The following is a 12,579-nucleotide window of genomic DNA, read 5'->3' on the forward strand; positions in this document are numbered from 1 at the left end:
ACTCAAAAATACAAGCAGTGCCGGACAGATACCCCGGCGATAAGAGGAGAGGAGAATTACAGAGCATGTCAGATAAGATTATTGAGAACAATCAGGTAACGGTTATAGGATCGGTGGCTTCGGAATTTACATACAGCCATGAAGTATTCGGAGAAGGATTTTATATGGTAGATATTCTCGTGAAACGGCTGAGCAATTCCAGTGACAGGATCCCGGTCATGGTCTCGGAACGACTCATCGATGTAACGCAAGATTACAAAGGCAGAAGCATTATGGTGTCAGGACAATTCCGGTCATATAACCGTCATGAAGAACAGAAAAACAGACTTGTTCTTTCAGTGTTTGCACGGGAAATGGAGTTCATCGAAGAAGAACCGGACGGCGCAAAGACAAATCATATTTTACTGGAAGGATATATGTGCAAGACACCGGTATATCGAAAAACCCCTTTAGGACGTGAGATTGCGGATCTGCTTCTTGCCGTAAACCGCCCTTACGGGAAATCAGATTATATCCCTTGTATCTGCTGGGGAAGAAACGCACGGTACGCATCGAACTTCGATGTAGGAGAACATGTGCGTATACTGGGAAGGATCCAAAGCAGAGAATATGTAAAGAAATTATCCGAAACAGAAACAGAGACAAGAACGGCATATGAAGTGTCAGTGAGCAAACTGGAATGTATTGATGAGTAATCTCATCATTTAGCAAATCCGGGCTTTTGCTCGTTGCCTATACAAATAAGGAACGCTGCTTACAGGCAGACTGTCGCCTGTAAGCAGCGTTCTTTTTTATTGTTCAAAAATTTTTATTCCTTCTTCTGTCTCCGCAAACCAGCACTGCTCCGTTTTTTCCGTCATCGCCTGTCCGTTCGTGCCTTCCATCAGCTCTTTCATCAGAAATCCCTCTTCGTCATCCGGCACAAGAACTGTAAGTTCTACTTTATCTGTATACACTGTATCAAGAACGGATAATCCCCTTTGTCCTAAAATATACTGAATTTTTCCAAGTCCCGTATAGTCTGTAATAATTTTCAGTTTAAACCCATGTATCTTGGTTATAATAACCGTATGAGCAAGCGCCTCTGCCGCCGCCGACGTATACGCTCTTACAAGACCGCCTGTTCCGAGAAGCGTGCCGCCAAAGTATCTGGTGACAACAACAAATACATCTGTCAGTTTTTTCCCTCTTAACACTTCCAGTATCGGCTTCCCCGCCGTTCCTGCCGGTTCTCCGTCATCGCTCATTCTCTCTGCCGCCGGATTTCTTCCGATTACATATGCCCAGCAGTGATGTCTGGCATCCCAGTGTTTTTTTCGGATTTCTTCCAAATGCGCAAACGCCTCTTCTTCATTTGAAACCGGAAATACCTCTGCTATAAAACGGGATTTTTTTTCCACAATTTCTCCTGTTCCTTCTGTATATACCGTATGATAACACTCCATTTTTATCTTCTCCTTTTTCATAAAACAGTTCCATACCTTTTCTACTATAGCAAAGACATGGAACATGTACAACCATTATGCGGATCTCTCGCCTGTACGAACGTGAAGATACTGATATTATGATTAAAATTCTTTATAAAATATGAAGATTTCATTTTTTTCTTTATTTAAAAGACCTTATTTGATATAATCATAGAAGTTGAAAAGGAGGATGTTATTCGTGAACTACGGAAAAAATAATCTTTCAAAGAGAAAATCATCAATCTCTTCGAAAAAGAAAATGAAAAAGAAACGCGTAGGAGTTCGTTTTTTTAAAGCAGTTATCACCTGTATGCTTCTGCTTGTCGTTATAGGGCTTGTCGGCGGTATAATTTTTGCAAAAAAAATCATTGACAACACCCCGGACGTATCTGCCGAAGACATTCAGCCGAAAGGATTTACAACAACGATTGTCGATCAAAACGGCACAGTCATCGACACTCTGAAAGATTCTGATTCAAACCGTGTCTACCGTACTTATGACGAGATCACGGCAAAAACAGATTTTCTTCCGCATGCATTTGTGGCGATCGAGGACGAACGTTTCTATGAACATAACGGAATCGATATTCAGGGAATTTTAAGAGCCGGCGTCGTCGGAGTCATGAACGGTTTTGATTTTACCGAAGGAGCCAGTACCCTGACACAGCAGCTTATCAAAAACAACGTATTTGATTTTGTCAACGAAAAAACATTTTTTGACAGAGTGGAACGTAAATTACAAGAGCAGTATCTCGCTCTCGCATTTGAAAAAGAGATGAACAAAAACGAGATATTAGAAGCCTATCTTAACACGATCAACCTCGGTCAGGGATGTCTCGGAGTACAGACGGCATCTACAAGATATTTCAACAAAGATGTGGCGGATCTGACCCTTTCGGAATGTGCGGTCATTGCCGCGATCACACAGAACCCGACAGAGTACGATCCTGTAACGAATCCGGAATCTAACGCCAAACGCCGTGAAAAAGTTCTCGGCAACATGCTTGAACAAAAATACATCGATCAGGCGCAGTACGACGAAGCGCTTGCCGACCCTGTGTATGACCGCATTTTACAGACAGCCGCGATCACCGAAGATACAACGCCTTACTCTTATTTTACAGATGCCTTGATCGAAGATGTCATTCAAGATCTTATGGACGAGAAAGGTTACTCGGAAACACAGGCTTATAACCTTCTCTACAGCGAAGGATTGACTATCAAGTCTACTCAGGATCTGGCGATCCAACAGATCTGTGACGAAGAAGCCTCCAATGATGCTTATTATCCGATCGTAGAATACGGTATCACAGACTACGCACTGACAATCCACCGTGCGGACGGATCTGCCGAAAACTACAGTAAGGAAAACTTAAAGCAGTATCTGATCTCTGTACGAGGCTCTGCCGCTCCGTTTGTTTTCAGTTCGGAAGATGAAGCGAAAGCTTCTATCGAACAATATAAAGGCACTCTCGGTATTAATACAGATGCAGGCGATATTGTAGACGAACGTTTAAACATTACGCTTCAGCCTCAGGTTTCCGTCGTATTAATGGATCAATATACAGGACATGTAAAAGCCATTGTCGGCGGACGCGGAGCAAAGACGACCAGCTTATCTTTAAACCGCGCCACAGCTTCCCCAAAACAGCCGGGATCTTGTTTTAAAGTTTTATCCACTTATGCCCCAGGATTAAACGAGTGCGGCATGACTCTTGCAACAACGATCAAAGACGAGCCGTACCGGTACGCCAGCGGACAGCCGGTAAACAACTGGGATAACAAATACATCGGAAGCGCCCGCGTACGCTATGCTATCGAACACTCCATGAATGTTTGCGCCGTACGCACTCTGACCGAGACAGTCGGACTTGAAAAGGGATACAAATATCTCGAAAACTTCGGTTTTACGACGCTTGTAAATAATGATCCGAACTATCCGGGTATGTCGGATATCGCACAGGCTACCGCCCTCGGAGGTATTACAAGAGGTGTTTACAATATTGAAATGACCGCCGCTTATGCCGCGATCGCAAATAGCGGAATTTATACCGAACCGCTCCTTTATACAGAAATTCTTGATCACGACGGCAACGTCCTGATCGATAATTCAAAACCTATAACACGTCGTGTTTTAAAAGAATCGACAGCATTTCTTCTGACAAGCGCTATGCAGGACGTAATCAACCGTGGAACCGGAACGCCTGCAAGACTTAACAACATGCCTGCAGCAGGTAAAACAGGTACAACGGAAAACAGTACTGATCTCTGGTTATCCGCATATACGCCTTACTACACCTGTTCTGTATGGACCGGATATGACGAGGATAAAACACTGGAACAATTTTGGAATCAGTCATGGCACGAAGTAATATGGAAGCACATTATGGATCGCATCCACGCAGAATTAGAATATAAAAACTTCACTCCTCCTGCTTCTGTTGTACAAAGAACAATCTGTACCCAGACAGGAAAACTTGCAGTGAACGGATGTCCTTCCATCACAGAGTATTTTGATAAAGACACTTTGACAAAAGAAACTTGTCCGGGACACGGAAAGACAGATGACGAAAGTAAAGATGACGAGAACAACGAGGATAATTCGACAAACAACAATTCAGGCAGCTCCGAAAACTTAGGAAATACAAACGGAGATGATGGCGATGATGTGGATCCGATTCCGCCTACGCCGGATCCCGAACCGAATCCCGAACCGGAAGGGCCTGAAGTCATTCCTCAATCTCGAAACTGATTGCCGTAACATCTCTTAACTGTCTGCGAATCTCATAGTGGGATGTTTACACGCAAAAGCGGGAATCGCCGCACTGAACTAAGTTCAATGCGGCGATTCCTGTTTTTTGTTTCATCATGATATTACAAGATTTCATTATCTTCTTTTTTTCTAAACTACTTCTTTATTCTGTACTTTTACAATTTTATTTATCTTCTATTTATAATAAACATCTTTATTCAGCACTTTCTCTTTAAAGCTTACGATCACATTTGTAGCTGCGTCACCGATTACATTCAAGGTAATTACCGCCATTCCCGGAAGATAATTCATCGCCAGTACAAGCGAATATCCGATCATACATAATTCAGAGCTCATTCCCAACCCTGTCATGACAACATACACCATCGTCGTTCCCGCAACCGGAATTGCCGGAGTTCCCATCGCCGTGCAGATAGAAAGAAAAGCTGCTATGGCAAGTGTTGAAGGCTTAATATCAATTCCTGCCGCTGTCGCAATAAATGTAATCGCAATCATATGCATCGCTGTCGTACCGTTCATGTTGATCGTCATACCTGTAGGAAGAACAAAACTGCTGATTTCTTTTGAACATCCCAGTTCTTCCGTACATGTCTTTGTATTCAGCGGAAGTGTTGCCGCAGAAGAGTTTGTCGCTGCCGCAAACAAGCCGATCTTCAACGTTTTCTTCACAAACGGAATCGGATTCAGCCGGGTTGTAAGGAATATCCCTACCGGATAAATTGTAAATACAAGCACCAGACTTACAACAATCGTAGTAACGATCCATACAAGCGTCGGTTTAATATATTCGATTCCATACACCGCAAGCGTTCTTGTGATCATGCAAAAAATTGCAACCGGTCCGATCTTATCGATCAGGAAATTCAAGAAAAGTTGTACGACATCATTTAAATTTTCAATGACTTTACGAAGAGGTTCTGTCTTTTTGCCAAGCACTGTCATGCACAATCCGAGAATGATCGCAACAACTACGACAGATATGATCTCGTTATTAGATGAAAATGCCGAAAAAATATTAGACGGAACTGCATTGACGACTGTCACCAGCGGGTTATATCCTTCCATCGTCACCGCTTCTGTCACCATCTCGTTAGGAAGCTGTACGTCGAACCATCCCATTGTTTTCACAAAATATGCCGCTGCTCCCGCAAGAGCCGCTGCCACTACATAAAAGCAAATGTATGTGATAAATGTCTTCCCTGCAATCTTTCCGAGTCTCTCCGGATTTGCCAGACTGCACATCGCCAGACTCAGCGAAGTAAGTACAAGAGGAACAATAGCCAACTGAAGTCCTCTCATAAACAACTGACCGACAATATATAAAATACCGATACCTTCAATTCCGTTTGTCTTTGTTACATCTTGAAAAAAGATTGCATCCACTGTTTTCCATATTCCTGATTTCCCGCTTTCCAGAAGAAATTCCCTCAAAAAGAGCATGAGAAAACCAACCACGAATCCGGCTGCCACCGCGAATATCATACGTTTCACGATCGTATTCTTTTTTTCTTTTTCTTTCATCTCTCCATCTCCTTAACTTTCTGTGTTTTTCGTTTTTATCCCTTTATGTCTATATCGTCGAATACAATGGGATTTCTTGATATTTATTGTACATTTTCGGCAAATTATTGTCAATATTATTTCTTTGATTCAAAGATTTTCTATGTTTTAAACAGATTTCATCCGTTATTTTTGTTATATATTTTTTTGTTTTCTTCTATTTTCTTTGATTCATACATTTTGTTTATGATTGTTTTCTACACATAATTTAATACCTATATAAAAAAGGAATGACCGCTACAAAAAAACGCATCGGTCATTCCTTTTTTTATTCAAATGATAATTCTTAATCGAAATCCGAAAATTTCCTAAACAATTTAATAAATCAATTCAATCCCTTGTTCGGAGCAATACTCTATCCACTTTTCTGAAGGACTCCTGTCTGTAATAATGTAATTCACCTTCTGAAGATCGATCAGGTTCACAAATGCCGACTGATCAAATTTTGAAAAATCAACTAAGAGCGCAACTTCCTCAGCCTGCGAGAGCATTGCCTTCTTTACCTCAGCTTCGCTTTCGTTTGAATCAAGCACACCTTTTTCAATGCTCAGTCCTTTACAGCTGATCAATGCAAGGCTTACGTTATATTTCAGAATGTTTGTCTTGGCAAGCTGCCCTTGTAAAGAAAGTGATTTTTTATTATACTCTCCCCCAGTCGAGATAATATTAAGAGGAGACTGCTGAAATTCACGGAATACCTCAGTTGAATTTGTCACAACTGTTATATCAGGAGACTGAGGCAGCAGCTTCAACGCCTCCATCACCGTTGTGCTAGAATCCGCGATCATCGTTGTCTTTCCCTCGAAAAGTTTCGCCGTTTTGCGGGCAATCTCCTGCTTTTCTTTCAGATGTTTGCTCATCCTCCGATAAAAATGAACTCCTTCTTTTTGAATGCCTTCATTCCAGATCGCACCGCCGTGAACCCGGGTCACGACGCCATCCGCCTCCAACTTATCCAAATCTCTGCGTATTGTCTCTTCCGTCACTCTGCATATTTTACTCAATTCTCCTACAGACGCTTTCTTCTGCATCTGTATCGTTTGACGGATTGCCATCAATCTTTCCTTGCCCGCCATGCTTTCTTCCCTTTCTGTACCTTTTCCACCGCTATTCACACCACTTTTATTTAATAATAACTCCTTTGAGTTGGTTTTTGCAAGACCTTTATTCTTTGAAAACATGATTTCTCCTTTTGAAATATTCAGACTCGGAAATATATACAGGCAAACAATCTTTAAAATACAGTTGCCTCTTATTTATCGATTTCTTCCGCAAGCTCGCGCATATAAGCGACATCTTCCGGATCAAGTTCCAATTCAGCTGATTTCACATTTTCTTTAATCTGATCTACTGTTGTCGAGCCACTGAGAAGATTCAGGAAATCTCCTTGTGCCAGTATCCATCCAAGAGCCAGATTTGCGATTGTACAATTATATTTTTCGCAAAGCGGTTTCCATTTATCCATCATATCCATTGCCGCCTGCATATTATCCGGCTGGAACCATTTTTTCGGAATCTGTGCTCCGACCGGCTGATAATCTCTCGGCATCGTTCCCGAAAGAAGTCCCATCTCAAGCGGAGAGTATGCCTGGATCGTCACACCGTTTTCACGACAGCACGGAATAATCTCATCTTCAATACCACGATCAAGTATCGAATATTTCGCCTGAACAATATCAAGATCTCCCCATTTCAAATATTCTTTGATCTGGTCGATATCTACGTTTGCCGCTCCGATCGCACGTATCTTTCCCTGAGCTTTTAACTCATTTAAAACATCCATTGTCTTTTGGATCGGCACATAATATTCTGATCCTTCCACAGACTGCCAATGTGTCATATACACATCCACATAATCTGTTCCGAGACGCTCAAGAGAGCCGACAATTTCCTTTTTCACAGACTCGCTGTTCAGGTTTTTATAAAGCTGAATCCCGTTTACTTTATTAAACAGGTCTCCTTTCATCTCCTGATCCCATGTAACTCCGCATTTCGTAATGATCACAACTTCTTCGCGATTCATTTTCTCAAGAGCTTTTCCGAGAATTTTTTCACTGTTTCCGAAATTGTATCCCGGCGCTGTATCGATCAGATTGACTCCTGCCTTAGGAGCTTCCCTTATCGTATCTACAACTGTCTGAAGCTCATGATCTCCGCCCCACGCAGAACCGCCTCCGATCGACCATGTTCCAAGTCCGATTCTTGAAATATCTATTCCTGTCTTTCCTAATTTCATCGTTTTCATAATAGCTGTCTATCCCTTTCTTAACCTATTTCATCCAACCAAACACTTTTAAGTATGCAGATATTATTTATAATCTTCACGGTATTTCGCAAGCATCTTATCTACGATCGCTTTATCTGTCACACCGCCTGTCGCGCCGACATACTGAACAGAAACAGCTGCAGTACAGTTTGCATAGATCGCACATTCACGGATATCTTTTCCTTCCAAAAGGCCTGTAATAAATCCGGATGCGAAATTATCTCCTGCTCCGATCGTATCGATTGCCGTCACTCCTTTGCATGCCGGAACGATCATCGCACCGTCTGCATTACGGATGTAGCATCCTCTTTTACCGATCTTCATGATTACGTTTTTCACACCGCAGGCATATAACTTATCAGCCACTTTCGCTTCGTCTGTCTCTCCCGTCATTTCACTTGCCTCTTCAAAATTCGGGAAGAAATAGTCTACATAACTCAACGCTTCCGTAATATCTTCCAGTTTCTCATTCAATCTTGGCGACACCATATCGGCACAAATGATCATACCTTCTTCTTTTGCTTTGGAAAATACAGATACAAGCGCTTTATTATCAAAAAGCGGATTGTTGAAAATACTTGCAAACGAAAGAATCTTTGCTCCTTTTAAAGCTGACATATCCAAATCTTCGTACTTAAATTTCCAAAGACTTCCCTGACGGTTCGTGATAAAAGTTCTCTCTCCGTCAGCCGCTACCAGACCGACATTGATCGAAGTATCGATTGCCGGATCTTGTTTGATATATTTTGTATCGATTCCTGTTCTTTCACAATGACTTAACACAAACGCTCCGGCTACATCGACACCGATACAGCTCATCAAAGCAACTTTATGTCCCAGTCTTGTAATAATGGTCGATTCATTAAGCGCATCTCCTCCGATCGTCATTGCAATTCCGTCTACCGGATAAGATACAACGTCAAACACTTCTTTACTTACCGGGCGCAGCGGCAGATCTACGATCGCCGCCCCGATAATCATTACGTCCAAATCTTTACTCACCTTATTCATCAGCCCTTCCGTCATCACCAAATAATTTGATCTTGTACATTGCACGTTCTTTTACAGCCTGTCTTACCGCACGTTCCACAGCCAAGAACGGCTCGTCTTTATGTTCGTTGATCGCTTCCATAGCAGCCTGGCATAATTCTGTATGTATATTGATCTTAGCGATTCCAAGAGAGATCGCTTTCTTAATATCTTCATCTCCGATACCTGATGCTCCGTGAAGTACAAGCGGAACGTCAACTGCATTTGCAACCTCTTCCAAAATATCAAATGCCAGCTTCGGCTCAGAAGAATAAACGCCGTGTACGTTTCCGATCGCAACAGCCAGAGAATCGCATCCTGTTCTGTCCACGAAATCTTTTGCCTGTTTCGGATCTGTATAGTGATACTCGGACAACGCTTCTTCGTAGATCGTCTCGTTTCCTACATGTCCAAGTTCTGCCTCAACCGGAATGTTATAAGCGTGGAAATAATCTACGCATCTTTTGATCTCTGCAACGTTCTGTTCGTACGGAAGAGCAGAAGCGTCACGCATTACAGAATTCATGCAATGGTCTACGGCATTTTGAAGGATCGTCATATTGCGGCCGTGATCCCAGTGAAGAATTACCGGAACACTTGCTTTTTTCGCCATAGATTCCATCATATAACAGTAATCTTCAAAAGAAGTATTTCCCGTAAATCCTGTTCCGAATGAAATAATGATCGGCGCGCGCAGTTCTTCCGCCGCATCAATAACTCCCATCAGCATCTCTGCATTCCATACATTAAAATGAGGGATTGCATAATGTCCTTCACTTGCTTTCTTTTCCCAATATCTGATATCTGAAATCATAACTTTTCTCCTTTTCTTTTCAACGACCCAAGCTTGGATTTATGCACTTTCATATCGCCCGAGTCGGATAGATTCACAATTTTACTATTCTGCTACTTTGATCACGCCTTTAACCATCTCCGTCTTTTTCACAGGATCGATCGCTTCTTCAAATGCCTTCTGCACGTCTTCATAATCATAAATGTTCGTTACCATATCTTTTACATTAAATCTTCCTGATGAGATCGCTTCGATCGTCTGCGGGAAGTTATTGCAATAACGGAATGATGTCTGAATCGTCACTTCTCGGTTAATCTTTAAGAAATCGATCGGAACCGGCTTCGACTGTGTTCCTACCATCATGATTTTACCGCCCCGGCTTACGATCTGTACTGCCTGCTGTGCCGTAAATACAGCTCCCGCCGCCTCAAATACGAGATCCACGCCATGATCTCCGTACATTTCTTCCGATCTAAGAACCGCAACCGTATCTTCTTCTTTTCCGTTGATTACTCTTGCAGCACCTAATTTTTTTGCAAGTTCCAGACGTTTTTCAATAACATCTACAACTGTAATATCTGTTGCCCCGAGGCTGATACAAGCCTGAAGAACCATCAGACCGATTGTTCCTCCTCCGAGGATGACGATACTTTTACCCGGCTGTGCTCCTCCGAGAACAGCAGCATGCATTCCAACTGCCGCCGGCTCTACAAGAGCCCCTTCCATCGTTGTCATCCCTTCCGGAATATGATATGTCCATTCTTCCGGATGAGTCATATACTGTGTCAGCGCCCCTTTATAGTTCGGCTGTGTTGCCATAAAGTCAACTCCCGGACAAATATTATAACGGCCTGTACGGCAATACTCACATGTATCATCCGGAACACCCGGCTCGATAAGCACTTTGTCTCCGACTTTAAATTTTGTTACTTTCGCTCCTATTTTAACAACTTCTCCCGCCACCTCATGTCCGAGACCGATCTTTTGATTCGGATCTTTCGGAGGAATAAACGGTCCAAATTCAAATCCATGAATATCAGATCCGCACATTCCGACATACTCTACTTTCATAAGAATTTCATGATCTTTCGGCTCCGGAACCGGACATTCCTGTATTTCAAAATGTTTTGGAGTCACTAAGATTGCTTCTGAATTTTTCATTTTATATCCTTCCTTTCACCTTTCATCTTTTACAATTTTTCCTGTTCCCCAATACTAGGAGAACAGGAAACTCATTTACCTATTACTTCTGTTTAATCAACATTTCCGATATCTTCTACAGATTCTCCTCTAGTCTCTACGCCGAAGATCAAAATACATACTCCGATTATTATGGCAACAACAGAGATCAGGACGAATACTCCCGTGCTTCCCATAGAACCTGCTGCAACGCTTGTTACGAGGAACGGGAAGAAGATATTGCTGACACGTCCGATCGCATTACAGAAGCCGGAACCGGACAGTTTTGCCGACGTAGGCCACATTTCCGGAACATACACCGCGGAAGCATAGCATACGTACATATAAATTGCCGTGTTCAGCAAGAATGTTGTTACGATCAATGCTGTCATTGTTGTCTGCTGTCCTGTAATAACTCCAAGTACAGCCATTGCTGCCAGAAGAATCACGCCCATAACTCTTCTCGGAATCTTATCCATGATCAGTGATGCGATAAAGATTCCAAACGGAGCGCCGAACAGTCCGAACATTGTCATAAACTGTGACTGTGATGTATCATATCCCATTGATTTCAACAAGGACGGCATCCATGTCATCAATGTATACTGGATCGTGTTCATACCGATCAATACGAGAGAACCTACGATCGTTCTTCTCAAAAGTTTGCCTTTAAACAGAGCCGAGTACGGAAGCTGTTTTACTTCTTTCGGCTCTTCTGTTACAGGCGGAAGCGGTTTTCCTGTTGACGCTTCAATTTCTTTTTCAATCTTTGTAAGGATTGCGTCTGCTTCGTCAACTCTTCCCTGTGCCTCTAACCAACGCGGAGACTCCGGAAGCTTCTTTGCAATAATGATGGATGCAATAATAGAAAGAACAGACGGGATCATATACTGGATTCTCCAGTTCATATTATAGCTGATTCCTGTTGTCACGATCAAAAATGCAATTCCGTTACAGATCGGGTGAGCCCAGTTTCCGATAAAGGAGTTACGGCTTGACCATACACCACGGTTTCTTCCCGGCACATACTCTGTAAATCCTGCAAACAGAACTACGAGAAGCGCTCCGAGTCCGAATCCCTGTACAAGTCTGAATACATACAATACATAAATGTTCGGTGCGATCGCGCCGCCGATCATGGCGATAATATGGATAATTTCATATAAAAGAATACTTTTTTTACGTCCTATTTTATCTCCGATAGGACCTCCGACAAGCGCTCCGAAAAGCTGTCCTGCCGTATAAGTTGTTCCCCACATTGCAAGGAGTTTTGTACCCGGTTCTAACCAATGAAGCTCGTTAAGCAAAATATTCTGAACCGATCCTCCTATTCCGTTTGACCAGCACACCAACAAGGCAAATGCTGTAACAAGCCACATTTTAATATGCCATCCCGAATTCGGAAGGCGATCGAGTCTTGCGCCGATATTTGCGCTTTTTCTTGTTTCCATAATTAATTCCCTTTCTTTTCTCATTCTTTGTGACAGCCTCTTTTTCTATGTACATGAAACTG

General features: G+C 42.5%; 10 protein-coding genes. 2 read left to right on the forward strand and 8 right to left on the reverse strand.

The features are described 5' to 3' along the window. The first annotated feature begins 65 nt into the window (after positions 1-65). Positions 66-695 (forward strand): single-stranded DNA-binding protein, encoded by a 630-nt coding sequence (locus tag RUMTOR_RS06970; protein WP_004846486.1) that lies wholly within the window; start codon positions 66-68, stop codon positions 693-695. Positions 696-791: 96 nt separating this feature from the next. On the opposite strand, the gene RUMTOR_RS06975 is transcribed toward RUMTOR_RS06970, so the two are convergent. Continuing rightward, positions 792-1,445 carry a YigZ family protein gene (locus RUMTOR_RS06975; RefSeq protein WP_009320699.1) on the reverse strand — a complete coding sequence of 218 codons (654 nt, stop codon included), beginning with the start codon at positions 1,443-1,445 and terminating at the stop codon, positions 792-794. A 220-nt stretch (positions 1,446-1,665) separates the two neighbouring features. On the opposite strand from RUMTOR_RS06975, the gene RUMTOR_RS06980 reads away from it, so the two are divergent. Beyond that, positions 1,666-4,218 carry a transglycosylase domain-containing protein gene (locus RUMTOR_RS06980; protein WP_009320701.1) on the forward strand — a complete coding sequence of 851 codons (2,553 nt, stop codon included), beginning with the start codon at positions 1,666-1,668 and terminating at the stop codon, positions 4,216-4,218. 195 nt (positions 4,219-4,413) lie between these two features. Here RUMTOR_RS06980 and RUMTOR_RS06985 read toward each other — a convergent pair whose 3' ends face one another. From RUMTOR_RS06985 to RUMTOR_RS07015, 7 genes are all read right to left on the reverse strand, one after another. After that, positions 4,414-5,760, reverse strand: a complete 1,347-nt coding sequence (locus RUMTOR_RS06985; RefSeq protein WP_004846489.1) for a dicarboxylate/amino acid:cation symporter — start codon at positions 5,758-5,760, stop codon at positions 4,414-4,416. A gap of 356 nt (positions 5,761-6,116) precedes the next feature. Further along, complete coding sequence (locus tag RUMTOR_RS06990) at positions 6,117-6,980, reverse strand: DeoR/GlpR family DNA-binding transcription regulator (RefSeq protein ID WP_004846490.1); 864 nt, start codon at positions 6,978-6,980, stop codon at positions 6,117-6,119. Between the two features lie 71 nt (positions 6,981-7,051). Then, positions 7,052-8,044 (reverse strand): NADH-dependent methylglyoxal reductase, encoded by a 993-nt coding sequence (gene ydjG, locus RUMTOR_RS06995; RefSeq protein ID WP_004846491.1) that lies wholly within the window; start codon positions 8,042-8,044, stop codon positions 7,052-7,054. Between the two features lie 63 nt (positions 8,045-8,107). Then, entirely contained in the window at positions 8,108-9,076 is a 969-nt protein-coding gene (locus RUMTOR_RS07000; protein WP_004846492.1) for a carbohydrate kinase family protein, read from the reverse strand. After that, the gene (locus tag RUMTOR_RS07005; protein ID WP_004846493.1) at positions 9,069-9,908 is read right to left on the reverse strand and encodes a class II fructose-bisphosphate aldolase; all 840 of its coding nucleotides are present in this window, start codon (positions 9,906-9,908) and stop codon (positions 9,069-9,071) included. The genes RUMTOR_RS07000 and RUMTOR_RS07005 overlap by 8 nt, the downstream gene beginning before the upstream one ends. Before the next feature lie 84 nt (positions 9,909-9,992). Further along, on the reverse strand, positions 9,993-11,048 hold the full coding sequence (locus tag RUMTOR_RS07010) for an NAD(P)-dependent alcohol dehydrogenase (RefSeq protein ID WP_004846494.1): 1,056 nt from the start codon (positions 11,046-11,048) through the stop codon (positions 9,993-9,995). Positions 11,049-11,140: 92 nt separating this feature from the next. After that, a complete protein-coding gene (locus RUMTOR_RS07015; protein ID WP_004846495.1) occupies positions 11,141-12,541 on the reverse strand; it encodes an MFS transporter in 1,401 nt (466 codons plus the stop codon). Positions 12,542-12,579 lie beyond the last annotated feature (38 nt).

The sequence above is a fragment of the [Ruminococcus] torques ATCC 27756 genome (genome assembly GCF_000153925.1).
In the GTDB taxonomy this organism is placed as follows: Bacteria; Bacillota; Clostridia; order Lachnospirales; family Lachnospiraceae; genus Mediterraneibacter; species Mediterraneibacter torques.